General features: G+C 53.1%; 26 protein-coding genes and 1 pseudogene. 10 read left to right on the forward strand and 17 right to left on the reverse strand.

Features of this window, described 5'->3' with window-relative positions:
• Window position 1: 1 nt before the first annotated feature.
• Genes hflD through rluE form a run of 4 tightly spaced genes read right to left on the reverse strand, consistent with a single transcriptional unit; the run spans window position 2 to window position 2,948 of the window.
• The gene (hflD, locus tag E0L20_RS13130; protein WP_119934635.1) at window positions 2-631 is read right to left on the reverse strand and encodes a high frequency lysogenization protein HflD; all 630 of its coding nucleotides are present in this window, start codon (window positions 629-631) and stop codon (window positions 2-4) included.
• A 27-nt stretch (window positions 632-658) separates the two neighbouring features.
• Complete coding sequence (mnmA, locus tag E0L20_RS13135; protein ID WP_131634327.1) at window positions 659-1,771, reverse strand: tRNA 2-thiouridine(34) synthase MnmA; 1,113 nt, start codon at window positions 1,769-1,771, stop codon at window positions 659-661.
• Between the two features lie 40 nt (window positions 1,772-1,811).
• On the reverse strand, window positions 1,812-2,285 hold the full coding sequence (locus tag E0L20_RS13140) for an NUDIX hydrolase (RefSeq protein WP_131634328.1): 474 nt from the start codon (window positions 2,283-2,285) through the stop codon (window positions 1,812-1,814).
• A 9-nt stretch (window positions 2,286-2,294) separates the two neighbouring features.
• Window positions 2,295-2,948, reverse strand: a complete 654-nt coding sequence (rluE, locus tag E0L20_RS13145) for a 23S rRNA pseudouridine(2457) synthase RluE (protein ID WP_131634329.1) — start codon at window positions 2,946-2,948, stop codon at window positions 2,295-2,297.
• Between the two features lie 117 nt (window positions 2,949-3,065).
• Here rluE and icd point away from each other — a divergent pair, with 117 nt between their 5' ends.
• The gene (gene icd, locus E0L20_RS13150) at window positions 3,066-4,316 is read left to right on the forward strand and encodes an NADP-dependent isocitrate dehydrogenase (RefSeq protein WP_131634330.1); all 1,251 of its coding nucleotides are present in this window, start codon (window positions 3,066-3,068) and stop codon (window positions 4,314-4,316) included.
• Window positions 4,317-4,504: 188 nt separating this feature from the next.
• On the opposite strand, the pseudogene E0L20_RS24075 reads toward icd, so the two are convergent.
• Both E0L20_RS24075 and E0L20_RS13160 read right to left on the reverse strand, forming a co-directional pair.
• Window positions 4,505-4,603, reverse strand: a pseudogene (locus tag E0L20_RS24075) (SOS response-associated peptidase); the annotation flags it as partial.
• A 552-nt stretch (window positions 4,604-5,155) separates the two neighbouring features.
• Window positions 5,156-6,268, reverse strand: coding sequence for a colicin-like pore-forming protein (locus tag E0L20_RS13160; protein ID WP_131634331.1), 1,113 nt, complete (start codon window positions 6,266-6,268; stop codon window positions 5,156-5,158).
• An 800-nt stretch (window positions 6,269-7,068) separates the two neighbouring features.
• Between E0L20_RS13160 and E0L20_RS13170 the strand changes: the two genes are divergently transcribed.
• Window positions 7,069-7,314 (forward strand): DUF2543 family protein, encoded by a 246-nt coding sequence (locus E0L20_RS13170; protein ID WP_131634333.1) that lies wholly within the window; start codon window positions 7,069-7,071, stop codon window positions 7,312-7,314.
• Here E0L20_RS13170 and E0L20_RS13175 read toward each other — a convergent pair.
• On the reverse strand, window positions 7,283-8,806 hold the full coding sequence (locus tag E0L20_RS13175; protein ID WP_131634334.1) for an EAL domain-containing protein: 1,524 nt from the start codon (window positions 8,804-8,806) through the stop codon (window positions 7,283-7,285). The two genes, E0L20_RS13170 and E0L20_RS13175, sit on opposite strands and share 32 nt — an antisense overlap.
• A gap of 214 nt (window positions 8,807-9,020) precedes the next feature.
• On the opposite strand from E0L20_RS13175, the gene E0L20_RS13180 reads away from it, so the two are divergent.
• The gene (locus E0L20_RS13180) at window positions 9,021-10,547 is read left to right on the forward strand and encodes an EAL domain-containing protein (protein WP_131634335.1); all 1,527 of its coding nucleotides are present in this window, start codon (window positions 9,021-9,023) and stop codon (window positions 10,545-10,547) included.
• Window positions 10,548-10,828: 281 nt separating this feature from the next.
• Window positions 10,829-11,077: a GlsB/YeaQ/YmgE family stress response membrane protein gene (locus E0L20_RS13185; protein WP_006174788.1), complete on the forward strand. Its 249-nt coding sequence runs from the start codon at window positions 10,829-10,831 to the stop codon at window positions 11,075-11,077.
• A gap of 127 nt (window positions 11,078-11,204) precedes the next feature.
• Here E0L20_RS13185 and E0L20_RS13195 read toward each other — a convergent pair whose 3' ends face one another.
• Together E0L20_RS13195 and E0L20_RS13200 are read right to left on the reverse strand one after the other, a co-directional pair.
• On the reverse strand, window positions 11,205-11,303 hold the full coding sequence (locus E0L20_RS13195) for a YoaK family small membrane protein (RefSeq protein ID WP_049003319.1): 99 nt from the start codon (window positions 11,301-11,303) through the stop codon (window positions 11,205-11,207).
• Between the two features lie 45 nt (window positions 11,304-11,348).
• A complete protein-coding gene (locus E0L20_RS13200) occupies window positions 11,349-12,377 on the reverse strand; it encodes a sensor domain-containing diguanylate cyclase (RefSeq protein ID WP_131634514.1) in 1,029 nt (342 codons plus the stop codon).
• Between the two features lie 308 nt (window positions 12,378-12,685).
• Between E0L20_RS13200 and E0L20_RS13205 the strand changes: the two genes are divergently transcribed.
• Window positions 12,686-12,940 (forward strand): putative hemolysin, encoded by a 255-nt coding sequence (locus tag E0L20_RS13205; protein WP_131634515.1) that lies wholly within the window; start codon window positions 12,686-12,688, stop codon window positions 12,938-12,940.
• A gap of 80 nt (window positions 12,941-13,020) precedes the next feature.
• Window positions 13,021-13,326 carry a hypothetical protein gene (locus E0L20_RS13210; RefSeq protein ID WP_131634336.1) on the forward strand — a complete coding sequence of 102 codons (306 nt, stop codon included), beginning with the start codon at window positions 13,021-13,023 and terminating at the stop codon, window positions 13,324-13,326.
• On the opposite strand, the gene E0L20_RS13215 is transcribed toward E0L20_RS13210, so the two are convergent.
• Window positions 13,327-13,671, reverse strand: coding sequence for a DUF488 domain-containing protein (locus tag E0L20_RS13215; RefSeq protein WP_131634337.1), 345 nt, complete (start codon window positions 13,669-13,671; stop codon window positions 13,327-13,329). It lies immediately after the preceding gene.
• A 103-nt stretch (window positions 13,672-13,774) separates the two neighbouring features.
• Between E0L20_RS13215 and E0L20_RS13220 the strand changes: the two genes are divergently transcribed.
• Window positions 13,775-14,482 carry a CTP synthase C-terminal region-related (seleno)protein gene (locus E0L20_RS13220; protein ID WP_131634338.1) on the forward strand — a complete coding sequence of 236 codons (708 nt, stop codon included), beginning with the start codon at window positions 13,775-13,777 and terminating at the stop codon, window positions 14,480-14,482.
• A 32-nt stretch (window positions 14,483-14,514) separates the two neighbouring features.
• On the opposite strand, the gene E0L20_RS13225 is transcribed toward E0L20_RS13220, so the two are convergent.
• Entirely contained in the window at window positions 14,515-15,702 is a 1,188-nt protein-coding gene (locus tag E0L20_RS13225) for a CynX/NimT family MFS transporter (RefSeq protein ID WP_131634339.1), read from the reverse strand.
• Between the two features lie 99 nt (window positions 15,703-15,801).
• Here E0L20_RS13225 and E0L20_RS13230 point away from each other — a divergent pair, with 99 nt between their 5' ends.
• Window positions 15,802-16,593: an AraC family transcriptional regulator gene (locus E0L20_RS13230; protein ID WP_131634340.1), complete on the forward strand. Its 792-nt coding sequence runs from the start codon at window positions 15,802-15,804 to the stop codon at window positions 16,591-16,593.
• On the opposite strand, the gene E0L20_RS13235 is transcribed toward E0L20_RS13230, so the two are convergent.
• The 3 genes from E0L20_RS13235 to E0L20_RS13245 form a co-directional block, all read right to left on the reverse strand.
• Window positions 16,577-17,023, reverse strand: coding sequence for a DUF441 domain-containing protein (locus tag E0L20_RS13235; RefSeq protein WP_131634341.1), 447 nt, complete (start codon window positions 17,021-17,023; stop codon window positions 16,577-16,579). The two genes, E0L20_RS13230 and E0L20_RS13235, sit on opposite strands and share 17 nt — an antisense overlap.
• 107 nt (window positions 17,024-17,130) lie before the next feature.
• Window positions 17,131-19,167 carry a glycoside hydrolase family 31 protein gene (locus tag E0L20_RS13240; protein WP_131634342.1) on the reverse strand — a complete coding sequence of 679 codons (2,037 nt, stop codon included), beginning with the start codon at window positions 19,165-19,167 and terminating at the stop codon, window positions 17,131-17,133.
• Between the two features lie 16 nt (window positions 19,168-19,183).
• A complete protein-coding gene (locus tag E0L20_RS13245; RefSeq protein WP_131634343.1) occupies window positions 19,184-20,515 on the reverse strand; it encodes a glycoside-pentoside-hexuronide (GPH):cation symporter in 1,332 nt (443 codons plus the stop codon).
• 286 nt (window positions 20,516-20,801) lie between these two features.
• On the opposite strand from E0L20_RS13245, the gene yoaI reads away from it, so the two are divergent.
• Window positions 20,802-20,906, forward strand: a complete 105-nt coding sequence (gene yoaI / locus E0L20_RS24085; RefSeq protein ID WP_242673404.1) for a small membrane protein YoaI — start codon at window positions 20,802-20,804, stop codon at window positions 20,904-20,906.
• A 20-nt stretch (window positions 20,907-20,926) separates the two neighbouring features.
• Here the strand turns inward: yoaI and E0L20_RS13250 are convergent, their stop codons facing one another.
• From E0L20_RS13250 to yeaG, 3 genes are all read right to left on the reverse strand, one after another.
• Window positions 20,927-21,427, reverse strand: coding sequence for a YbaK/prolyl-tRNA synthetase associated domain-containing protein (locus E0L20_RS13250; RefSeq protein WP_131634344.1), 501 nt, complete (start codon window positions 21,425-21,427; stop codon window positions 20,927-20,929).
• Window positions 21,428-21,527: 100 nt separating this feature from the next.
• The gene (locus E0L20_RS13255; protein WP_131634345.1) at window positions 21,528-22,811 is read right to left on the reverse strand and encodes a YeaH/YhbH family protein; all 1,284 of its coding nucleotides are present in this window, start codon (window positions 22,809-22,811) and stop codon (window positions 21,528-21,530) included.
• Between the two features lie 93 nt (window positions 22,812-22,904).
• The gene (gene yeaG / locus E0L20_RS13265) at window positions 22,905-24,839 is read right to left on the reverse strand and encodes a protein kinase YeaG (RefSeq protein ID WP_131634346.1); all 1,935 of its coding nucleotides are present in this window, start codon (window positions 24,837-24,839) and stop codon (window positions 22,905-22,907) included.
• Window positions 24,840-25,271: 432 nt separating this feature from the next.
• On the opposite strand from yeaG, the gene E0L20_RS13270 reads away from it, so the two are divergent.
• On the forward strand, window positions 25,272-26,018 hold the full coding sequence (locus E0L20_RS13270; protein WP_131634347.1) for a MipA/OmpV family protein: 747 nt from the start codon (window positions 25,272-25,274) through the stop codon (window positions 26,016-26,018).
• Window positions 26,019-26,044: the final 26 nt, after the last annotated feature.

The raw sequence follows: 26,044 nt of genomic DNA on the forward strand, positions 1-26,044 counted from the left end.
GTTAACAATGAGCAAGAATTTGTTTTGCCTGAGTCGTCAGGCGATTACGAGAAAACATTAACTGCAGGCGGCCACCGCCAACCTGGTGCCACAGCACGGCGGCGCGAATGCCCGCCAGCAGCGAGGCGCGAACCTTCGCCTGAACCTGCGGGCTTTGCAATACGGCAGGGGAACCGGTGACCTGAATGCGTGGCCCTAACGGGCTAATCACGTCGACATAAATACCGGCCATCGCGCTCAGCAGCGTTTCGGACTGCAGATCGAAGTGATCCAGCTGGCGCTGCAGGCCGGCAATGCGATCCCCGAGCGTGTCCATCGCGCCTTTCGCGCCGTTCAGCTTACGTTCCAGCACCATCAGGCTGAGGGTGTAGCGGGTCAGTTCCGCATTCAACCCCTGACGGTTGCTGGCGTTGAGGACGCCGAGTAAGGTTTCAAGACCGAGGCGAAGATTGGTTTCACTGCCGCCGAAAACGCCCAGCGTGGAGCCTGGGTTAAGATCGATCACGCTGTTGAGCGAAACGTGCAGGGCGTCAGCGTCGCAATGACCCTGATGCGCAAGCTGTTGCACCAGACGGGCAGACTGGCAAATTCCGGCCAGTGCCAGGGTGATGTCGTAATAGTTCTTCGCCACACGGTCTCCTTTATGTGTGCAATCGGGTTAAACAGCGGGCAGCGGCAGGCGCTGTTCAATGATCCCACCGCCCAGGCAGATTTCGCCGCTGTAGAAGACGGCAGACTGGCCTGGCGTGACGGCAGAAACCGGCTCGTCAAAACGCACGTCAATGCGGTCGTCATCCAGCGCGGTGACGGTGCAGGGGATGTCGGTCTGACGATAGCGCGTTTTAACCGTGCAGCGCAGCGTGCCCTCCAACGGTTCGCGGTCGACCCAGTGCAGCTGCTGTGCGATAAGCCCAATGGACATCAGACGCGGGTGGTCGTGGCCCTGCGCGACAATCAGGATATTGTTTTCGACATCTTTGTCGACAACGTACCATGGATCTTCGCTACCTTCTTTCGTACCGCCGATACCCAGACCTTTACGCTGGCCCAGGGTGTGGTACATCAGGCCCTGATGCTGACCAATCTCTTCGCCATCGACGGTCACAATTTTGCCCGGCTGCGCAGGCAGGTAGCGTCCGAGGAATTCGCGGAATTTACGCTCGCCGATGAAGCAGATGCCGGTAGAATCTTTTTTCTTCGCGGTGATCAGGTCCAGCTCTTCGGCGATTTTTCGCACTTCCGGTTTTTCCAGCTCGCCGACCGGGAACAGGCTTTGGGCGATCTGTTCGTGGCTCAGCGTATAGAGGAAATAGCTCTGATCTTTGTTGCCGTCCAGGCCGCGCAGCAGCTGGCTTTTGCCATTCACATCTGCGCGACGCACGTAGTGACCGGTCGCAATGTAGTCTGCGCCCAAATCTTCCGCAGCGAATTCCAGGAAGGCTTTGAATTTAATCTCTTTGTTGCACAGGATATCCGGGTTCGGCGTGCGGCCCGCTTTGTACTCTTCGAGGAAGAGTTCAAAGACGTTGTCCCAGTATTCTGCGGCAAAGTTAACGGTGTGCAGTTCAATGCCGAGCTTGTCGCACACGGCCTGCGCATCGGCGAGATCCGCAGCGGCAGTGCAGTATTCCTCGCCATCGTCTTCCTCCCAGTTCTTCATGAACAGGCCCTCCACCTTATGGCCCTGCTGTTGCAACAGGTAGGCGGAAACGGAGGAATCGACACCGCCGGACATGCCGACGATCACTTTTTTCTGGCTGTTATCTGACATGGAATACTCACGACATTGAACTTCAAGGCGGCATATTCTATCACGCCCCCCCACCATTGGCACCCTCTGTAAACGGCCAGTTAAATTCGCCGATGACGTCAAGCGGCAGGCGCGTGCCTGACTGCCAGCAGCGAATGCTTTCCGCAACCAGCGGCGAGCGCAGGTTTGGCGCGTTCAGGATCTCCTCGGCAGTGACCCATAGGCAGCGATCGATATCGTCATCATGCGGCTCAGTGGCGCACGTATCGCTAAGCTCAACGGCAAAAAGGAAGCGCAGGAAAGGGGTCTGGTCAGGGGCAATCCACTGGTGCATGCGAATAAATTGCTGCGGTTCAGCGTGGATCCCCGTCTCTTCCCAGAGCTCGCGCTTTGCGGCCTGCAGCAGCGTTTCGTTGGCTTCAAGATGTCCGGCGGGCTGGTTCCACAGCGCCTTACCGTTGATGCTCTCTTCAACAACCAGAAATTTGCCCTGCGCGTGAACCACGCAGGCGACGGTGACGTGAGGTTTAAACATACTCTCTCCTTAAGGGGCAACGTCGCGCCATTCGCCGTTTGCCAGCAAATCCAGCGTGTAGTTGCCCATGGCATAGCGGATCAGGCGCAGGGTAGGGAAGCCCACGTGGGCGGTCATGCGGCGAACCTGGCGGTTGCGGCCTTCATAAAGGGTGATTTTAAGCCAGCTTGTCGGAATGGATTTGCGTTCGCGAATCGGCGGATTGCGCGGCCACAGCCACTCCGGCTCATTCACGCGTTCAATACCTGCCGGCAGGGTTGGACCGTCGTTTAAGGTGACCCCGGCGCGGAGTTTTGCCAGGGTTTCGTCGTCCGGCTCGCCTTCCACCTGCACGAAATAGATTTTCCCGGTGCGTTTGCCCGGCTGGGTGAGTTTTGCCTGTAACGCACCATCGTTGGTTAAGACCAGCAGCCCTTCGCTGTCGCGGTCCAGTCGCCCGGCGGCGTAGACGCCCTGAACGGGGATGTAGTCCTTCAGCGTGCTGCGCCCGGCCTCGTCGGTGAACTGCGGCAAAACATCGTAGGGTTTATTGAACAGAATCACCCGCGTTGGCTGGGTTTCTTGCGGCTTTTTGGCGGCTTGTCGCGAGCTGAATCGCTCAACCCGGTGTTTTCTAAAAGAAGTTTTCTTCATGGTATTTTCAGGCGTTATCAATTGCCGCATTATAGCCTAATAACGAAGACCTTTCATGGCGGCAGACAATCAGGTAGTATCGAAAGGCTCATTACAATTTATTAACATAAGATCAGTAACAACCAGAAGCGCTCGAAGGAGAGGTTAATGGAAAGCAAAGTAGTTGTTCCGGCGGAAGGTAAAAAGATCACCCTGCAAAACGGCAAGATTAACGTTCCTCACAACCCGATCATCCCGTTCATTGAAGGCGACGGTATCGGTGTAGACGTTACCCCGGCAATGCTGAAAGTGGTTGATGCCGCTGTTGAGAAAGCCTACAAAGGCGAGCGTAAAATTTCCTGGATGGAAATTTACACCGGTGAAAAATCTACTCAAGTTTATGGCCAGGACGTTTGGCTGCCAGCTGAAACGCTGGACCTGATCCGCGATTACCGCGTAGCTATTAAAGGCCCGCTGACCACGCCAGTTGGCGGCGGCATTCGTTCCCTGAACGTAGCCCTGCGTCAGGAACTGGATCTGTACGTGTGCCTGCGTCCGGTGCGTTACTACCAGGGTACTCCAAGCCCGGTTAAGCACCCAGAACTGACCGACATGGTTATCTTCCGCGAAAACTCAGAAGATATCTACGCGGGTATCGAATGGAAAGCGGACTCTGCAGATGCAGAAAAAGTGATTAAATTCCTGCGCGAAGAGATGGGCGTGAAGAAGATTCGCTTCCCTGAGCATTGCGGTATCGGCATTAAGCCATGCTCCGAAGACGGGACCAAGCGTCTGGTGCGTGCGGCCATCGAATACGCTATCACCAACGATCGCGACTCTGTGACCCTGGTTCACAAAGGCAACATCATGAAGTTCACCGAAGGCGCGTTCAAAGACTGGGGCTACCAGCTGGCGACCGAAGAGTTCGGCGGCGAGCTGATCGACGGCGGCCCGTGGCAGAAGATTAAGAACCCGAACACCGGCAAAGAGATCGTCATTAAAGATGTGATCGCCGATGCGTTCCTGCAGCAGATCCTGCTGCGTCCTGCTGAATATGACGTGATCGCCTGTATGAACCTGAACGGTGACTACATCTCTGACGCCCTGGCAGCGCAGGTTGGCGGTATCGGTATCGCTCCGGGCGCGAACATCGGTGACGAGTGCGCCCTGTTCGAAGCGACCCACGGCACTGCGCCTAAATATGCGGGCCAGGACAAAGTGAACCCGGGCTCTATCATCCTGTCCGCAGAGATGATGCTGCGTCATATGGAATGGTTCGAAGCCGCAGACCTGATCGTTAAAGGTATGGAAGGCGCGATTAACGCGAAAACCGTCACCTATGACTTCGAACGTCTGATGGAAGGCGCTAAGCTGCTGAAATGCTCAGAGTTTGGCGACGCGATTATCGCGAATATGTAATCCACGAGTTGGGTTAAACAAGAACGGGAGCCAGTGGGTTCCCGTTTTTATTATTACCTCCTGAATGGTTATTAAAAATTTATCAAAAATTTTTAATAACAGAGGGTTACGATGTTTCTCTCTTCAAGCTTTGCTTAAGAACTAAACTCATGCAGCTGATTATTTCAATAATCAGGTTCAAAAACACAAATTGATTCCGGGTCATATGCTATTTCGCGCTCGGCTTCACTGGCTAGGTATGTTAGATACTCTTCACGGGTTTGGGCTTGTGCAAAACGTCCACACAGATAAACCTCCAGTCAAAGCCATGACAGAAAGTATCGGGCAGGGTGAGATGCCGTGCGCATTAATTAAGACTCAGCACGCGATTTTACTATCACTAGTAAAACCGCGTATAATGGCTGATAATACATCAAAATATTTTTCGCAATATCCGCGTTACGAGATAGGCTATTACTAACGGATAATATGAATTTTGAGATGGGATGTGAGCATGAAGTATTACGCGAAAAATATTCACTGGGGCCTTTTAGTGTACCTCGTTCTTGTATTTGTATTACGGGACGATTTTGATAATCCATTGGCAAGATTGTTTCTTGTAATAGGCTTTATAAGTGTCTTTACTTTCCCAGTGGCTAAGGGTTTTTTAGAGAATTTTTCTCGTAGATATTATAGTAAAGAGTATTGGACGAAAGGTTTTTATACAGAAACACCCATGAAAAATGGCATATATGCAATGTATTATATGTTTGTTTTCTTTATGTCAATACCCATATGCATAATTACGTTTATAATTCTTGTTTTAAAAAGAATGGCCACAAAATAGTGGCCGTGTAATATTACTTAGAAAGTAAAGCTATAGTTTTATTTACCAGGCTTTCATTTACTAAAGCAGAAACTGCAGTCATAACTACGATGTAACCTAAAATACCGAGTGGAGTGCCAAGGATAATACTAAACGCCCAGGCTGCCACAATCCCTGCATCATGAGCCAGGATCATTGAACCTGCTTTTACGAAAAATGAACGCCAATCGCCAGTTTTGATTGCATTTACAAGAGAGTTAGTCAGGTCATAAACATCCATCGTAATACCGACAATTCCAAATGTCTTACCAAACATTTTCAAATTACTTGCAACTTGAGCTCGGTTGGTCGCTGCCAAAGCATTAGCAATAGCTGTCCGGTTGGAAACTGTTAAATTAGCATCCAGGATAGCTTGGTTTTTTGTAAACGCAGCAATAGCTTTGTTTACATCCATCATTGCATTCCCTTTAGCTGCCGCCGCCAATTCTTTGGCTATAGCAGCTTGCTGTGCACCATACTTCGCCCCAACTTCCTTATAAAAATCAGCCGTGATTTTGACAGCGGCGGCATACTCACCACGCTCTTTTACGCCTTCGTTATAAGCCTTGGTCAGTGATGGCACTTCAACAAATTTATACTTTCCAGTGAACACCTCAATTTGTGTTCCGTGGCCTACACCGCTTTCACGGTAAACTGGCGTCATGATACCAATTTTACCATCTTGCAGTTTGAAGTTTGATGGAATGGTTCCTTTCCTAACCAAACTTGCAGCATCATTCCAGTTACTGACACCTCCATCTACACCTTTCCCACCATTGCTGGCAGGTGTCGAAACGCCGGTGAAACCACTTGATACATTCGAATTAAGATTAGATCCGTTTACACTCACGCCATGATTCTCACCAGCGATATTTGCCTGAAAGCCTCCGTCGCCATCACTGCGAATGTTAGATACTTGTGAGGGACTAATCTGAGTACCGCCAAAACTATTAAATTGAGCCGCAATATCTGATGCTGAAGGTGCCCGGGTGCCTGTCGGGTTACCTTTTCCGTCTAATTTGATACCACCACCGCCAATGCTGCCGGAGTCATCTCCACCTGAATGAACACCATCATTCCAGGAACCACCAAAACCCGTCCACGCCATAACTATATCCCTCTAATTATTTGAAATTTTAAAAATAAATTTAATTGTCTTTTTGGGGAAGAATAAAAATTGCAATGATGCTGTATGTATATACAGCTGTATTGAATTTACACTCGCCTATTTTTTTAGTCAACGTCTATTATTAACTAACTACTAAAATTAATAGGTGCTTGTCTGCGGGGGGATATTATTTTCCTTGTGAAAATCCCTTAGGGATAGTGGGATTCATTGGTAATAAAAACTTCAGTCTCTAATTCAATTTTATTGAAGATAACCTTTCGCTATTACAAAATGTCTAAATTCCTAAATGATTCTACTGACGATAAATAAAAAAGAAGATTGATGGCGTGAAAATGCTAAGTGAATGATATATAGATAATACCCATGATTTCATCCCCTGTGAACTAGCCTATTTTACAATAGGAATGTTTATGCTTATAGCGGAAAATGGTGATCAAAATCCAAAAGATATCTCAACTTAATCACTGTGGTAGTGATAATGCGATGAGGTGAAAATTGAAGGCAAGATTTGTGTTTTTTTACACAAAAACCAGCGAGTAATGGTTGTACCAGGAAACACCGCTGCGCCATCTGGAATGGTTTGATGCCGCAGAACTGGACGTCAAAGGTATGGAAGGCGCTAAGCTGCTGAAATGCTATGAGTTTGACGACGCGATTATTGCGAATAGGTCGTCCACCTGCTGTGTAAGACGAGAATGGGAGCCGAAAGGTTCCCGTTTTTTTATGCCATTCTATATACTACGTGCTTCATTATTAGAACGTCAGACGAGAGACACACCATGAATAACGCCATCCCGCTAAAATTTTATGACATCGTTGATGAATATGCTTCTGAAACCGAACGGCCGGTAGGCGAGCCAGAGCGCGATCCGCTGGCGCACTATTTTCAGCTGCTGATTACCCGCTTGAGCAACAATGAGGAAATCAGTGAGGAGGCACAGCTGGAGATGGCTCAGGAAGCGGGTATCCAGGCGCATCGCGTTGACGATGTTGCTAACTTCCTGAATCAGTGGGGCAACGAGTAACGTTGCCCGCGAGGACTTCCGCCAGTTCGCTTCGGGTCAATGATTTTGAAAAGAACCAGCCCTGGATCAGCGCGTCTGGATAGCGTTCAGCAATAAAGTTGAACTGCGCCGCACTCTCCACGCCCTCAAACACGAGCGTTTTGTTCAGACGGGAGAGGGCGTCGCTAAAGATAGCAAAGATATTCTGCTTATAATCTTCGCTGATCCCATCCACCAGCGACTTGTCGATTTTGATCTCGTCGTACTGAAGGTGTGACAGCCTGGCGAGGTTGGAGTTTTGCACGCCAAAATCATCGATGGATATTTTGACGCCTGCCATTTTTAACTCTTCGCAGAACCCTTCGAGTATGCCCGCGCTGGAGACGGCATTTTCCGACAGCTCGACCTTAATCAGCGATAAGGGTAGGTTATTGAGCGTACACGCGCGGCGCAGCACGCTCATGAAACGGCCATCTTCAATCTCTGTTCTGCCAACATTGATGGAAATGACCAGCTGATATTGGCTGGCAAGCGCGCCTATTTCTGAAAGGGCTTTGTGAATCATATTGGAATAGTAAATAGTGTAGAGCCCAATTTTTTTTATCAGCGGAATAAAAAGCTCAGGGGAGACATTCATATGATTATTGTCGCGCCAGCGCGACAGCACTTCTATACCCACGATTTTTTTATCCTGCACCCGGATAATGGGCTGGTAGTTCGCGCTTATGGTGTTGTGCTTCACCGCACTGACCAGCTTTCTCTCCAGAGAAAAACGATCTTCATAGAGCCGAACGGAAAAGAGCGACAGGGAAATCCAGATAAAATATAAGAACGCACAAAGAAGAATAAATACGACGGCAGATAATGATGCCAGTCCCGAATCGTGATGTTTCACCGTAACGCACAAATCCCATCGGGTGCTGCACTGCGTCACGGTAAGCGTGAATAAGGACGACTGCAGCCAGCTCCGCTGCTCTAAGTCTGGTGAGACGGAGAAAAATGTTCTGCCGAAGTCTTTTGTTGTCGAAGTGAGCGAGTAACTGGCCGTGACCGGCGTGAATTTGTCATAGGCATTGCGAGAGGTGAAAATAATCACGCTATTGTAAATTGCGGCGTTGCCTGTAAAAAAATCCCTTTGAGAAAACTGTGCGAGGGTAAAACCATTCTCGGTATGATGCAGCCCGGAAGGCAAAGCGACGGGAGTTGCCAGCTTTCCCCAAAACGCCGTACAGGCGATTTTTCCTTTTTCGATATAGCCAACATCGCCAAAATAGGCGCTTTCCAGCTTACTTTTTCTGTAGTTATCCAGGCTGCGTTTGTCGCATCCCTGGGTAGTAATGCTTTTCAGGGCCAGCGCCACGCTCTGAGATAAGTCCTCCGAGTAATGCAGCAGCGTATGGGATATCTCACGCTGTTTATTCTTTTGCTGCCCGGTAATCACCGCATTGACCGCAAACAGAGACAGGATGACCAGAAGCGTTGAAATGATCGCAACGGTAATGATCTTTTTCATTTTCCTGTTGTCCCGTCAGGTCCCTGTTTTCAAGAATCTTAACACAGGCAGGGCAGGGAACAAGCCTGACAATAACGCTGCCTAATACAAAAGTATCAGTGATTTAAGATTAACCTTAACTACGCTCTTAAGAGTAAAGTGTGCGGCGCTGAATTAGCTTTTACGTCTAATTCAACAAGTCATAACCGCTTGTTTTTTCTCCTAAGGAAAAATCGTGCGAAACGTAATTATTCCCCTGGCAAGCGCCATTATTCTTTTTTTAGCCGGCATGCTTATTCTCAACTGGCAGCTGTGGCATATGGCGACCCGGAGTAGCGCAGATGCTGCCAGCATCAGCAGTCGAAAAATTGATAACATGCTCGCTGAAGCGGTGAGCGCAGCAAAAACGGCGCAGGAGGTTGCGGCGCTAGGATGTACCCGTGCCGGACAGCTGGATTTAGGCACCGAAGCCGCATTGAAACCGCATTTGCGCGCCATCATGATCCAGCAGAACGATTCAATTGTGTGCACTTCTCTGCCGGGGAATGGACTGCTGCTCGTCCACCCTGAACGCCTCCCCCATGAACGTCTGATGCTTTTACCGGGAAGCCTGACGGTGAACGGTCTGCCGGTGTTGATTTTTCAGATGCCGATCCCGGAAGGACGGGTCATTGTCAGCATTAGCGATGCGCATCTTCACGATGTTCTCGCCGGCGTGCCGGATGAAACTGCCCTGGCTTTGGCTGTCGGCGGGCGGATGATTCAGCGCAACGGGCTGATTACCGGGGCTCCTGCTGCTCAATCCTCACTGTTGATGATGCCGTCACGCTACTTTCCGTTCAGCATGGTCTGGCAGCCTCCCGCCTTTTTCAGCCTGCCGCGCCTGCTGCAGCAAGGGTGGAGCCTGATGCTCCTTATTCTTGTTCTGTCAGTGGCGGTCGGGGTGCTCATCCGCCATTACCGGGGGAAAAACACCTCTTTTGAAGACGACCTGCGCAAGGCCATTATGAACGGGCAAATCGTTCCGTATTATCAGCCGATAGTGAATGGGGATACCGGTGGGCTGTACGGTGTCGAAGTGCTGGCGAGGTGGAAGCACCCCAAATCTGGTTTCATTCCACCGGACGTGTTTATCCCGATTGCTGAACGCAGTGGCTTAATTATTCCATTAACTACCGGACTCATGGCAAAAGTGGTTAACCAGCTTCAACCGCTTTTGCCCAAGCTGCCGGAGGGATTCCACATTGGGGTAAACATAAGCGCCAGGCATATCAATGCGCCGTCTTTTATCGCGGACTGCAGCGTGTTTGAGGAAGGTTTCGGGGGCAAAAAGGTCAAGCTGGTTCTGGAAGTCACCGAGCGCGAGCCGTTGATTGATAATCCTCATCTGGTGGAAAATCTTAATGCGTTGCATAAGGCCGGCTTTGTGATTGCGCTGGATGATTTTGGTACCGGCTATTCCGGACTATCCTGCCTGAATGCGCTCGCTATCGATTACATCAAAATCGATAAAAGCTTTGTGAACAGGGTTTCAGGGGAAAAAGACTCAACGATCCTGCTGGACTGCGTCATTGAGCTGGCTAAGAAACTCTCGTTACGCATTGTCGCTGAGGGCGTTGAAACGAAAGAGCAGCTGGATTATCTCAACCGTAATGAGATAACCCTGCTGCAGGGCTACTATTTTGGCAAACCCGTCTCTTACGTCGATTTCATCAAGGTGCTGTTGTCCAAACCCCGGGAGATGAGGGTGGTGCAGGGGTAAAAAAAAAGCCCACTGAAAAGTGGGCAAGAAATACTGGAAGCAATGTGAGCAATGTCGTACTGAATACCTGAGTGTTTTGCTCAACTATTCAGTGTTGAGAAAGATAATCTTTCTCAACAAAATATGCAACCCCACGTTTAATGTGGGCCGTGATTTTTTTGTGATTAATAAATCATCAGACGGGCAGTGTGATGCTTATCACAAATTTCCTTTTCTGGAACCTGTGCTATCCTTTTCTGTGTCGTTGATTTAATGACAAAAACCATACAGAGAGGAAAGTTATGGGAATTTTATCCTGGATTATCTTTGGGCTGATTGCGGGTATCCTGGCGAAGTGGATTATGCCGGGCAAAGATGGCGGTGGGTTTATCGTCACCGTTATACTGGGGATTATCGGCGCGGTCGTCGGTGGTTGGATCAGTACGCTGTTCGGCTTTGGCAAAGTTGATGGTTTCAACTTTGGCAGCTTTGCCGTCGCGGTCATCGGTGCGCTGGTTGTTCTGTTTATCTACAGAAAAATCAAAAGCTAAAACTGATAAGTGTTGAAAAAGGCTGCCGGATGGCGGCCTTTTTACTGCCCGTTTACCAACAGCCGAACTGTGTACCGGCAACGGCTACGATGGCGACAATCAGCATAATAATGGTTGTTTTTCTCACTTATGCCCCCGGCGCTGCGTAACCGCCGACAAAAAACCATGTCAAAAATACCACCGCCGTTATAAAAATAACGACCGGAAAGAGGATTCCTATTCTCATGCCATCACCTGTTTCGGTTCACATTATGCCGTAGAGTGTACGGGGTTAATCCATCGTGACAAAGCGTGTTTTGCTTTTTCCCTTTTTATCCTGATACATCGCAACGTCAGCAGAGCGTAGCGCGCCGTCCGCATCGGTGGTGGAAGGGTCAACTTCAATCACGCCGAGGCTTGCGCCCGGGTAAACAATATGGACGTCACCCAGCCAGTAGTCGCCGGCGATACAGGCGCTGAGCCGCGTTTTCAGCAGGTTTAACTGAGCGTCTTTACCCTCGTTGCCGCTTTTACTCAGGCAGGCGACCATAAACTCGTCCCCACCCAGGCGGCCAATAATATCGTCCTGCGTCTTTTCAACGCTCAACCGTTGACCGACTTGAATCAGAAACTGGTCGCCAGCCTCATGTCCGTAGCGGTCATTGATAAGTTTAAAATCATCAAGATCGATAAAGGCAATCATCGCGTTGCGTTTGAGGTGGCGTGCAAGAGAAAAGAGGGTGGTGAGATCCTCGAAAATCGCCCGGCGGTTAGGCAAGCCCGTAAGCGCATCGGTATAAGAGTGCGAGATAAGCGCGGCGTTCGCTTCCCGAAGCTGGGCGACCAAGGACTCTTTCTGAATGTACTGGGCGATCAGCCCGGCAAACAGTTTAAGGACCTGCTCACCGCGTTCGCTAAGCTGCTTCTTTTCCGTGCTGGTGGCGCACAGGGTGCCGTAAAGGGAGCCATCTGCAAGATGAATCGGAATACTCATGTACGTGGTGATGCCAAGCGCTTTTGCCGCGTCGCAATCCGCCCAGCGCTCTGAGGCCTCGCTACTGTAAAAAGTATTGCTATCAATAGCGCGCTTACAGAGCGTGTCTCCCCAGGGCACGCTCAGCCCTTCAGGGATCTGCATCTGCTTGCTGTTGCGGGCATAGAGGATATGCTGCAATCGCGCATTAATATCGACCTTCGTGAGGTAGGTCGACTCCATCTCGGTCACTATCTCCAGCATTTCCAGGAGTTGACGAACGAGGCTTTCGAGAGATTGCTCGGTGGCGAGAGTTTCTGAAACTCGGGCAAGGATAATATCCGACATGACGTAGGTGGACTCCCATACAGAAGACGTCTGCATCTGCATGTTGTGCTGAAATTTTCGGCTTCAGCCATAGTAAAACATGAATATAAAAAATTTAATATATTCTGCAGAGTAATGCAGGGGAGAAAAAAAGCCCCGTTGTTGAGCGCGGGGCAAAGACATCTTGATTACGGAATGATGTTCTCTGGTCATATCGAGAACAGCCGAACTATAGTGTTGAAAAGTGCAGTTAAGATGGAGAAATCATGGAGAAAACGACGACGAGTCGTTACCCTTATGATTTTGAAGAGTTCAAAAGGATCAACATGATGAGATATTTACTTCTGGCGCTGGCGTTACCCCTCGCTGCCTGTACCGCAAAGACGACACCGCCGGATGCGCCTAAGCCGCCTCACGCCATCGGCATGGCTAACCCCGCTTCCGTGTACTGCCTGGAAAAAGGGGGGCAGCAGATCCCGATTCAAAGCCCGCAGGGCGTACGCACCGAGTGCAAATTACCGGGCGGGGAAACGATCGACGAATGGGAACTCTACCGTCGCGACCACCCTCAACCTGCCAGGTGACAACGGGAGGTTGACTGCGATACACTTCTCTTTAGGATTATTCTTAGCCAGTTTCTGGCACCTTTTACCGCGAGAGAAGTATGTTTCAGTTAAAACCGGGCAGCCTGGCCATTATCGTGGGTGCCCGTACGACGGCCGGCCGTCGTAACATCGGAAAATCTGTCGAGCTGTTTGGCCTGTGCCAGCCTGGGATGCAGTTTGTTAACCCGGTTAATGGGGTCGTCACGCAGCTACCGGCAACCGCAGATCGTGCGCTATGGCTGGTGACCGGGGACGTTTACGCCTTCGATAATCAGCACGGCTTTGCCTTTGTCCGTCCGGAACATCTGCTGCCGCTGACGCCAGATGAAGCATCCCAGACGCTCGATGAACTGATGCTCGGCTGATTACAGGTCGCGCAGCCAGTTAGCTAACACCAGGGCGTGGTTTTGCTCCGTGTTTTTCGCGCCATAGAGTAGCGTGACGGTCTGTTTTTTTGCCAGTGCCGCAAGCCGCAAACCTTCGTCCTGATGTTGTGCCAGCTCTTCCCGATACGCCTTGCCGAAATGTTCAAAGTCGAGCGTGTCGCTATGAAAGGCCTTGCGCAGCGCGTTCGACGGTGTAAGCGTTTTGCACCATTCATCACAGGCGAGGTCGGTTTTTTTTACGCCGCGAGGCCAGAGTCTGTCCACCAGCACCCGATACCCGTCTTCCTTTTCTGCCTCTTCGTAGACTCGTTTACACTGAATCATTCGCTTTTTACCCCCCAATTTAAAGTATTGTGATAATTACAAAAGATCGGTAGTCTGAGGTTCCTTATGTTACCTGATAATATTCTGGCATAAGGAACCCTTCATGGAACACCTCCCGGCTAAAACGACGCTGCGCATTGCCCTGGTTGGCGATTACAATCCCGATGTGATTGCGCATCAGGCGATCCCTTTGGCTATCGACGACGCCGCAGCCGTACTGGATCTCACCGCAGACTACGACTGGCTTGCCACCACGGAACTGACCAGTCCCGAAGACCTGGTGGGTTACGATGCCATCTGGCTGGTTCCTGCCAGTCCCTATAAAAACAGTGAAGCGGCCTTTATCGCCGCACGCTATGCGCGTGAAAACAGCGTTCCCTTCCTCGGAACCTGCGGCGGGTTCCAGCATGCATTAATTGAGTACGCGCGAAATGTGCTGGGCTGGCGGGATGCCGCGCATGCTGAAACCGATACCGAAGGGACGATGGTCATTGCTCCGCTGAGCTGCTCGCTGGTGGAAAAAACCGACGCGATCGAGCTGCGCAATAATACCCTCATTGCCAAAGCCTATGGCAGGCTGGAAATTGAGGAAGGCTATCACTGCAATTATGGCGTATCGCCAGAATTTGCCCTGGAGCTTGAAGCGGGCGATTTGCGCGTGACGGGCTGGGACGATGGGGGAGAAATCCGTGCCGCCGAGCTGATCACGCATCCTTTCTTTGTGATCACGCTGTTCCAGCATGAGCGTGCTGCGCTGCAGGGGCGTCCGGTGGTGCTGGTGCAGGCGATGCTGCGCGCGGCGCGCGAATAAAAAAAGGCAGACCTGCGGGTCTGCCATGGTGGTTAGCGGGGCGCGATCTCCCGGTCACGCCCGGCAAGTACGCCGCAGACGGCCATGACCATCGACGCCAGCGCGCAGGCTAAGAGTGGAATCCGCCAGTCTCCCACCACGTCGTGAATTTTGCCCATCAGCGGGGGCCCACAGGCGGCAAGCAGATAGCCAATCGATTGTGCCATGCCGGACAGGGCGGCAGCCTGATGGGCTGAGCTGGCGCGCAGGCCGATAAACGTCAGGCCGAGGATCATCGTTGCGCCGGAACCGAAGCCAAACACCAACGTCCATACCACAGCCATATCAGGTGCAAACCAGAAGCCAGCCGCACTTACCGCACACATCAGTGCCACAAACCCGGCGATGCCGCGCTGATCTTTCAGTCGATGCAGGATCAGCGGGACGGCAAGCCCGGGAATGGCCGTGGCAAGCTGAAGGAGCCCGTGCATCGAACCCGCCTGCGTTTCGCTGTAGCCGTGACTGAGCAGTATGGCGGGAAGCCAGCCGATAACGACATAGTAAATCAGGGAGTTAATGCCCAGAAAGAGCGTGACCTGCCAGGCAAGCGCAGAGCGCCAGATGGCACGATTGTGTAACGCACCGGCGCCCGTCACCGTCGCGGCAGGCGCCTGACGCCACTGTGGCAGCCACAGCAGCAATGCCGCCAGCGGAAAGACCATCAGCATCAGCAGCGCGCCGTGCCAGCCGGCATCCCCCAGCGCCAGAGGAACAATCATCGCCGACCCTAGCGCGGCAGACGCGCCCATCGTCAGGGAATACGCGCCGGTGAGTCTGGCGACCTGGCCCGGAAAATCCCGTTTGATAAGCCCAGGCAACAGCACGTTACCCAGCGCAATTCCGCACCCGATTACCGCAGTACCGATAAACAGCCACGTTGCAGAGGGGAGGGAGCGCATGCCGATGCCGGCGCAGATCAGCAGCAGGGCAATAAGCAGGCTGCGCTCCATGCCAATGCGCCGGGCAACCCCGGCGGCAAGCGGGGAGATGAGCGCGAAGGCCAGCAGCGGCAGCGTGGTGAGCATGCCGGTTTGCGCGGTCGTTAACCCATAGTCATGTCGGATCGTGTCGAGCAGCGGGGCGGCACCGGTAAAGGTCACGCGAAGCGTCGTGGCAATCATCAGGATGCCCGCGATCAGCAATGCACCCTGTTTCCCTGAAGGTCGAATAGCAGTAGTCATTATTTTCTCTTACGTTCAAGCGAGCGCACACCATACCGATTTTAACGGCCGTTGAAATCAAGCTAAAATGACAGTTTATCGCTAATATCGGACAACTTAATGATTGGTCTTGGGCTGGAAGGTTACGATCCCGATAGCCAGCGCGATGCGGCAGTGGCATTCCGCATCCGCGTGGTGGCGGAAGAGCAGCATATTCCGGAGCATCAGCACCGCAAGGGCCAGCTGATCCTGGCGCTGGGCGGGGCAATCACCTGCGAAGTGGAAAACGCCATGCTGATGGTGCCACCGCAGTATGCGGTGTGGATCCCGGGGCAGATGCCGCACAGCAACAAGGCTACGCCGGGCGCGCAGCTGTGCTTTTTGTTTATTGAACCCGGCGCGCTGGGTTTGCCCGAACGCTGCTGCACGCTGAAAATATCGCCGCTGGTACGCGAGCTGATTTTATCTCTGGCAGAAAAATCGCGCGTGCAGCTGAATGAACCCACCACCGCGCGGCTTGTCGGCGTGCTGTTTGACGAGCTGCCTTTACAGCCTCAGGAACATCTGCAGCTACCCGTTTCACCTCATCCCAAAATTCGGCTGATGAGCGAGACCATGGCGAAGGAGCCCGCCGCCTGGCAGACCCTGGCGCAGTGGGCGAGCCATTTTGCCATGAGCGAGCGCAACCTGGCGCGGCTGGTGGTGAAAGAGACCGGATTGAATTTTCGCCGCTGGCGGCATCAGCTGCAGCTCATTGTTGCCCTACAGCTATTGATTAGCGGGAAGTCGGTGCAGCAGGTGGCGCAGTCACTGGGTTATGACTCTACCACCGCGTTTATCACCATGTTTAAGAAGGGTTTGGGGCAAACGCCAGCGCGCTATATCGCCAGCCTGACTACGACTTCCCAATAAACAGCGACACCAGCCCGGCAGCGATAAGCGGGCCAACCGGCACTCCGCGAAACAGCGCTACGCCGAGCACGGTTCCTACCAGCAGGCCGGCCACCAGCGAGGGCTGGCTGCTCATCAGTGTGACGCCCCGGCCGCCCAGCCACGAGACAAATACGCCTACCGCGATAGCGATCAGTGATTTCCAGTTCACGAAGGAGTGCAGGAGGGTCGAGGCGGGTAGCGTCCCGCTGGCGATGGGGGCCATCACGCCGATGGTCAGGATGATAATCCCGATGGTGAGGCCCTGTTTTTCTATCCACGGGAAGAAGGCGTTGAGCGGGGTCACACGCACGATGATCAACACCAGAATTGAAATAGCAACGGTGGTGTTGTGGCTCACAAAGCCGAGCGCGGCCAGCGCCAGAAGGATAAGCAGAGTCGGGTCGAACATGAGGAGATCCTTGCCAAAAATAGTAAGCCTGCTTACTTTACGCGCAAACGCGAGGGCAAACAGGCTTTTATCAAAAATTCCTCTATTTTTTGGGCGCTTGCCTGAATTTAGCTCACTAGCTGCTGCACCAGCGGACTGCCTTCACGAATGAATACCGGAATGGTATCAAGCGCTGCCTGCACCGCGATCCGCTCGCCGCCCGCATAGCGTTCACCGTTCAGGGCAACCCAGCGATTTCCGGCTGGCAGCCAAACCTGACGTTCACGCTGGCCTGCATGCATTACCGGCGCAACCAGCAGGTCCTGGCCGAACAGATACTGATCCTCCGTTTCCCAGCTTTGCGCTTCATTCGGGTAGTGCCAGAACAGCGGACGCATTAGCGGATCGCCGTTCCGATGGGCGTTTTCGTACAGGGCATCAATATAGGGACGCAGCGTTTCGCGCACGGCGAGCCAGCGCTGCATGATGGCAAAGTTCTCTTCCCCGTAGCTCCACAGCTCATTCGGCGAGCCGCTGTTGCACTGCGGAATACCGTCCCGGTAGCGCTCCGGCGGCTGGATCTGCGGTTCGCGGTAGCCGTGCATGCGCAGTACGGGGGTAAACACCGCCCACTGGAACCAGCGGATCAGCAGCTCGTGGAACGCCGGATCCTCAACGTTGCCGCCCTGGAAACCGCCGATATCGGTGGTCCACCACGGAATCCCCGCCAGCCCCATATTCAGCCCGGCGGCGAGCTGGTTACGAAACGCGTGGAACGAGGAGTGAACGTCGCCTGACCAGGCCAGCACGCCGTAGCGCTGGCTGCCCGCCCAGGCGCAGCGCACCAGGTTTACGATGTCCGTCTCACCGTTGGCCTGGAGGCCATCGTAAAACCCCTGTGCAAAATCGCGCGGGTAGCGGTTGCCGACCTCCAGCACCGGGCCAGCGTGATATCGATAGTTATCGAAATCATAGGCGCGGTATTCGGGCTCCGCCTCGTCGAGCCAGAACAGCTTAATCCCCAGGTCATAATAGTTTTTCTTCACCGTGTCCCAGACGAACTGCCGCGCCTGCGGGTGGGTGGCGTCGAAGAAGGTGGTGTTGCCCATAAAGTCGAGGTTCACCTGTACGCCGCGTTCGCTGCTGACCAGCCAGCCTTTGGCCTTCATCAGCGGATAGAGCGGGCTGCGCGCTTCCACCGTAGGCCAGACGGAGACCATCAGCGCGATGCCCAGCTCGCGCAGCTCGTCGACCATCGCTTTCGGGTCGGGCCAGTCGACGGGATCAAAGCACCATGTACCCTGATTCGGCCAGTGGAAGAAGTCGATGACCATCACCGAGAGCGGCAGATTGCGGCGGCGGTATTCACGCGCGACCTCTAACACCTCTTCCTGCGTGCGATAGCGCAGCTTGCACTGCCACAGCCCGCTGATAAAGTCCGGCGCCTGCGGCGGGGTGCCGGTGGCTTTCACGTACTGGCGGGTGATGTCCACCACGCTATCGGCTGCGGTGATCCAGTAGTCCATCTCACCCGTCACGCGGGCGCGCCATTCCGTCTGGTTTTTGGCAAAGCTGGCTTCGCCAATGGCCGGATTATTCCACAGCAAACCATAGCCAAGGCTGGACTGCATAAAGGGGACGCTGGCCTGAGAGTTGCGCTGCGCCAGCTCAAGCGTACAGCCTTTCAAATCCAGCCAGGGTTGCTGGTATTGCCCCATGCCGTAGATACGTTCATCCGGACGAGATTCAAACCGGACGGTGAGCTGATATTTACCCCCTGCCAGCGGCTTAAATTCACGACCATCCAGCTTGAGAGCGCTGACGTATTTATCCTGGCTCTTTTCGCTGGCGCCGATCCCGACGGTAGAGCGCTGTCGCCACATCTCTTCCAGCAGCAGTTCGCCGCGCTGGTTATAGAAGGCCAGCTGTCCTTTGAGGTTCAGCGTCGCGGTGATGTTGCCGTTACGCAGCGTCAGGCTTTCCGCTTCTGCCGTAATTTCGGCGTGGCAGGGGTCGGCAGGGAGTAACGCATGCTCCGCATCGCTGAATTCCGGGGAGCAGGTCGCCCGGACGCGCAGGCTGTTTTCTCCCCAGGGTTCGATGCGCAGGATCTGACGTTCAAAACGCCATTCGATACTGTTGGAATGTTGAATCAGTTCACTCATGGATAACGCGTCCTTTTTAAACCGTGTGTTTGGCGAGTTGGATCGATTTCATCGTGCTGTCGTCAAGCTTGTACCAGCGCAGCGTGGCGAAAGCGCAAAGCGACAGCACGCCGGGCACGATGGTAAAGAGGGCGATAATGCAGTACATCGCCGTGGAGGTCTGTTCTGGCGCGTTGGGGACATAGCCGCTAAAGCCCAGCGTCCAGCCCACGATCGCGCCGCTGATGGCCATTCCCAGCTTCAGTACGGCGAGGAAGGTAGAGAAAATCACGCCGTCCATGCGTTTGCCCTGCTTGTATTCTCCGTAGTCGGCCACGTCCGCCATCATTACCCACATGAGCGTGGTGGTCGCCTGGTAGAGCGTTGAGACGATAAAGGTTAGCGGGACGAGGATGAATACCGATTTAGGCGCAAAGAACAGCGCGATGCTCAGCACGCCCGCAATGACGGAGCAGTAGCCAAACATCTGCACTTTGCTGTAATTCTGGGTTAAACGTTTTGCCAGCGCGCTGCCAGCCGCTTTCCCCAAAATATGCGCCCCCAGCATCCACATAAAATAGCTGGCGCTGCCGAGATAATAGGTGACGAAATACATCATCGCGCCGAGGCGAATAACCCCAAAGCCGATATTGGTTAATACCAGCACGGCGACAACGCGCCACTGATCGTTTCGCAATAAATCCTTTAGTTCTGAAAGGTAATTATTATGGGTAGCAGGAGCATTAATTCGCTCGCGGGTATTGGCAAAACAGATCCAGAACATAATCACCGCAACGGTTGCCATAATGGCCATTGCCCAGCGGTAACCCATTAATTTATCGTCGCCCCCTAAAAATTCCGCCAGCGGCATCATAAAGAAGGTCGAGAGTGCGCCTCCTAATGTGGCGAGGAAAAAACGATACGACTGTAGGGAAATACGCGCGTCGTTATCAGGGGTAATGACGGCGCCCATTGAGCAATAGGGAATATTAATGGCGGTGTACATCAGCATCATCAGGGTATAGCTGACGGTAGCGAAGATCATTTTACCGTGCAGATCCAGAGATTCCGGTACGGCATAGGTGAGCAGGCAGCTTGCCCCAAAGGGCAGCGCCAGCCACAGCATCCACGGGCGGAACTTCCCCCAGCGGGTGCGGGTTCGGTCTGCAATATAGCCCATTGCCGGGTCGATAATGGCATCTGCCGTGCGCGCCAGCAGGAACATGGTTCCCACAAAGGCTGCCGGTAGCCCAACGACGTCCGTATAATAAAATGTCAGGAAAATGATCACGTTATCCAGCCCAATATGGCTGGCCATATCCCCTAATCCGTAGCTGATTTTTTCTTTGCGGGTAATCGTCTCGGTCATTGTTATCGCCTTGCCCGTTAAGGTGTGTTGTTGAGATGCTCTGTTAAACATGTTTAACCACCTCACGGGCGTTCACAATTACGAGATCTGCCAACAGGCTTATGGAAACTGCTTTTCGTGATACCGGTAACAATTTACTGAGAATGCTAATTATCTTGCACTTGCGGGGTTATTTTTCGCGAATCGTTTCAGCGCGCTTAATATTCATTTGGATGACCCGCAGCTGTCATCTCACCGTCATTATTAAGGGATAAAAAGGGATATACGAGGCACAAGGAGCGATATCATGAACGATCACATGTTTGTTGAAACGCTGATTATCTCCTCAACGTTTTTGACCATCGCAATTATTCTGGTCGCGTCGGTTCTCTTAATTGAAAGAAACGGCTGACAGAACGCCAGCCGTCTCGGTTACGCTCTGTGGAACGTCACCAGCTCAGGCCGGGCGATACGCAGGTAATCCTGAGTATCCATAATGACGGATTTCTCAAGCAGGCCGGCGTTGAACGCGATCTCGTCGAAACGCTCGAACAGCAGCGGGTCGGCGACCAGCGCTAAATCAGGGTGGAAGCTAAAGGGCGGGATAGCGCCAAACACGCAGGCCGTGAGGGCGTCGACTTCAGCCGGGCTGGCGAGAGAGGCTTTTAACCCACCGAAGTGGCTGGCCAGCCGGCTCAGGTCGGCCTGAAGGTCGGCGGCGAGGATCGCCAGAACATGTTTTTTTACTCCGTTTCCCTTCACTTTGCAGACCAGGGCTTTCGCCCCTTGCCCCAGAGCGGTGCCGCGAATTTCGCTTACCGCTTCGCATTTCCCCACTGCGTCATGCTCCATCACGCGAAACCGGGCGCCCTGTTCGGTGAGTAACGTAATCAGCCGAGCGTGCGTAGCTGTCCCACTAACCTGTTCAGACATCGCGTTTTTCCCCTGTTAAATGCCAGTACATAACGCTCTACATTATCACGGGGAGAGAAGGGCAGAAAGAAAACGGCCAGCGAATCCGCTGGCCGTTGGGTTATGCGCTGCTGGTGCTGGACTGCTTGTGGAACAGCTCCCGGAATACCGGATAGATATCGTCCTGATCGCGGATATGCTGCATCGCAAAGTTATCGAACATGGACTGCAGATGCTCATATTCGCGCCATAGCGTCTGGTGCGCCCGGCGGGTAATTTCGATATAGCTGTAGTAACGCACCACCGGCAGAATTTTCTTCGCCAGGATTTCGTGACACAGCGGGGAGTCGTCTGCCCAGTTATCACCGTCCGACGCCTGCGCGGCATAGATGTTCCACTGCGCGGGGTCGTAACGCTCTTTCACCACTTCATCCATCAGCTTGAGGGCGCTGGAGACGATGGTCCCACCGGTTTCCTGCGAGTAGAAGAACTCATGTTCATCGACCTCCTTGGCCTGGGTGTGGTGGCGGATATACACCACCTCGACGTTCTTATAGGTTCTGCTCAGGAACAGATAAAGCAGGATATAAAAACGCTTCGCCATATCCTTGGTGGCCTGATCCATCGAGCCGGAGACGTCCATCAGGCAGAACATGACCGCCTGACTGGAAGGTTCCGGGCGTTTTTCATAGTTCTTGTAGCGCAGGTCGAAGGTGTCGATAAACGGCACCCGGTCGATCTTCGCCCGTAGCTCAGCGATCTCTTTACGCAGGCGCTCCTCTTCAAGCAGCTGCGCCGGTTCGCTGTTTTCCACAACCTTGAGGCTGGTTTCCAGCTCGCGAAGCTCGCGCCGTTTACCTGCCGTCATCGCCGTGCGCCGCGCCAGGGAATTCTGCAGCGAACGCACGACGCTGATGTTAGCGGGCACGCCGTTGGCGGTATAGCCCGCGCGATGGGTTTTATATTCGTTGAGCTGCCGATGCTGGTTCTTTTTCAGATTCGGCAGGGCCAAATCCTCGAAGAGCAGATCGAGATATTCATCTTTGGAAATCTGGAAGACAAACTCATCCTGGCCTTCGCCGTCCTGGCTGGCCTGGCCCTGACCGCTTCCCGAACCGCCGCCGCCACCCTGCGGGCGCTCGATTCTGTCGTTCTGCACAAAGTGGTCATTGCCTGGATGAACGCGATGGCGCAGGCCGCCTCGCCCCTGATGGAACATCGGTTCGCTGATGTCATCGGTAGGGATGGAGACAGACTCGCCGCTGTCGACGTCGGTCACCGAGCGTTTGTTGATGGCCTCGGAGATCGACTGTTTAATTTGCGATTTATAACGGCGCAAGAAGCGCTGGCGGTTTACCGTGCTCTTGTTTTTGCCGTTAAGACGCCGGTCAATAAACCAGGTCATATATCCCCCGTACTGCATTTGCCAACTTGCAGCGTCCGAAAGTGCCGGACATTTTGTAGGCCCGGTAAGCGCAAGCGCCACCGGGCACTTGTTTTAAGACGATTTACGCACGCGCAGATACCATTCGCAGAGCAGGCGAACCTGCTTGCGGGTATAGCCTTTCTCCATCATACGGTCGACAAAATCGTCGTGCTTTTTCTGCTCGTCGGTTGAGGTTTTGGCGTTAAACGAAATCACCGGCAACAGCTCTTCGGTATTGGAGAACATTTTCTTCTCAATAACGGTGCGCAGTTTTTCGTAGCTGGTCCAGTTTGGATTGCGTCCGTTGTTGTGCGCGCGGGCGCGCAGGACGAAGTTCACAATCTCATTACGGAAGTCTTTCGGGTTGCTGATCCCGGCAGGCTTCTCGATTTTTTCCAGCTCCGCGTTCAGGGATTCACGGTCAAACAGCTGGCCGGTATCCGGGTCGCGGTACTCCTGATCCTGGATCCAGAAGTCGGCATAGGTCACGTAGCGGTCGAAGATGTTCTGCCCGTATTCGGAATAGGATTCCAGATAGGCGGTCTGGATCTCTTTGCCAATGAACTCGGCGTATTTCGGGATCAGGTAGCCTTTGAGGAACTCCAGGTAGCGCTCGGCCAGCTCCTGCGGGAACTGCTCACGTTCGATTTGCTGCTCCAGCACGTAGAACAGATGAACCGGGTTGGCCGCCACTTCCGCATGGTCGAAGTTAAAGACGCGGGAGAGGATCTTGAACGCGAAGCGCGTTGAAAGACCGTTCATCCCTTCGTCGACGCCGGCGTAGTCGCGGTATTCCTGGTATGACTTGGCTTTCGGATCGGTATCCTTCAGGCTTTCACCATCGTAGACGCGCATTTTTGAGTAGATGCTGGAGTTTTCCGGCTCTTTCAGGCGCGACAGAATGGAGAAGCGTGACAGCGTTTCCAGGGTGCCGGGGGCGCATGGCGCATGCACCAGCTCGCTGTGGTTAAGCAGCTTCTCGTAGATTTTGATCTCTTCGGAGATCCGCAGGCAATAAGGCACTTTGACGATGTATACGCGGTCAAGGAACGCCTCATTGTTCTTGTTATTGCGGAAGGTCACCCATTCTGATTCGTTAGAGTGGGCAAGGATGATGCCGTTAAACGGCAGGGCAGAAATGCCTTCCGTGCCGTTGTAGTTTCCTTCCTGGGTGGCGGTCAGCAGGGGATGCAGCACTTTGATCGGTGCTTTGAACATCTCCACGAATTCCATCACCCCCTGGTTTGCGCGGCACAGCGCACCGGAATAGCCGTAGGCATCCGGGTCGTTTTGCGCGTGGTGTTCCAGCTTGCGGATATCGACCTTACCGACCAGGGCAGAAATATCCTGGTTGTTCTCGTCACCCGGTTCCGTTTTGGCGATGGCGATCTGTTCCAGAATCGACGGCCACACTTTAACGACGCGGAATTTGGTGATATCCCCGCCGAACTCGTGCAGTCGTTTTGCCGCCCACGGCGACATAATTGTGCCGAGGTAGCGGTGCGGAATGCCAAACTCTTTATCCAGAATCTGCGCATCCTCTTGCGGATTAAACAGGCACAGCGGATGGTCATTGACCGGGCTGCGCTCGCCGTTGGCGCTCAGCACGTAAATAGGCACGCGCTGCATCAATGCTTTCAGGCGTTCGGCAAGCGACGATTTACCGCCGCCGACGGGGCCCAGTAAATAGAGGATCTGCTTCTTCTCTTCCAGACCCTGGGCAGCGTGTTTCAGATAGGAGACAATCTGTTCGATAGCATCTTCCATGCCATAAAACTCTTCAAACGCCGGATATCGGGCAACTACCCGATTCGAAAAGAGACGGGAAAGCCGAGGCTCCAGGGCAGTGTCAACCATGTTTGGTTCACCGATAGCCATCAATAGCCGTTCTGCCGCATTGGCATAGGCACTGCGATCTTGCCGACAAATGGTAAGAAACTCCTGCAGTGTGAACTCTTCGTCCTTGGCAGCTTCATAGCGCTGGCGATAGTGATCGAATATATTCATGGCATGCCGTCCTTTCGTTTTTTAGCACAGGATAAGAGCCGTTCGTATGAGTAGTGGAGGCTCCCGGAAGAGAATTTCTCGCACCTCACTGCCAGAGCAGCAACCTGTGTGCCAGGTCGAAGGCTAAGAACCGCAGGGTGTTCAGCAAAACCTCTTCTTAAATTAAAGCGTAGATGGCATTTGCAAAACTTGCATGTCGATAAAATCCAATTTCAATGACATATCAATAACTCATCCAAAAATTTCCACCCTTGTTATAAGGCCAAACCGGAGTTTTCATTCTCTGGTCACATAAATGAAAGCGGGTTGTCATCTGAAAAGTGAAAAATAACGGGTTAATCAAACTCATTAGTGGGCAAAAAGTTTTGGGATGTTCGGGAATGGCGGTTACACTTCACCCGCTGATTATTTGACTACAGGAAAGAATGGATTGTGACCAAACTCAAACTTCTGGCATTGGGCATCCTTGCCGCTACCGCAGTAAGCACCGCGCAGGCGGAAGGTCAGTGGACTGTTGGCGCGGGCGCGGGTGTCATTAACAGCCCGTATAAGCAGTATGACCGCGATGTGTATCCCGTTCCCGTTGTCACCTATGAAGGCGATAACTTCTGGTTCCGCGGTTTAGGCGGCGGCTACTATCTGTGGAACGACACGGCTGACAAGCTTTCGATCATGGCGTACTACGATCCGACGCACTTCAAGCCGGGTGACAGCGACAGCCACGCGCTGCGCCAGCTCGACAAACGTAAGAGCTCGATGATGGCGGGTCTCTCTTACGTTCATAACACGCAGTACGGCTTCCTGCGCACCGCGCTGGCGGGCGATACGCTGGATAACAGCAACGGCTTCATCTGGGATCTGGCCTGGCTCTACCGTTACACCAACGGCGCGCTGACCCTGACGCCGGGTATTGGCGTGCAGTACAGCAGCGAAAACTACAACGACTACTACTATGGCGTGTCTAAAAATGAGTCTCGCCGCAGTGGTCTGAAAAGCTATAGCGCAGACGATGGCTGGGACCCGTACCTTGAGCTGACCGCAAGCTATAACTTCCTCGGTGACTGGAACGTTTACGGCACCGGCCGTTACTCCCGTCTGAGCGATGAAGTTAAAGATAGCCCGATGGTCGATAAGTCCTGGGCTGGGATCTTCTCAGTGGGTGTCACCTACAAATTCTGATTGTGCATTATTACAGTGCAATCTGT

It is taken from the genome of Enterobacter wuhouensis (assembly GCF_004331265.1).
Classification (GTDB): domain Bacteria; phylum Pseudomonadota; class Gammaproteobacteria; order Enterobacterales; family Enterobacteriaceae; genus Enterobacter; species Enterobacter wuhouensis.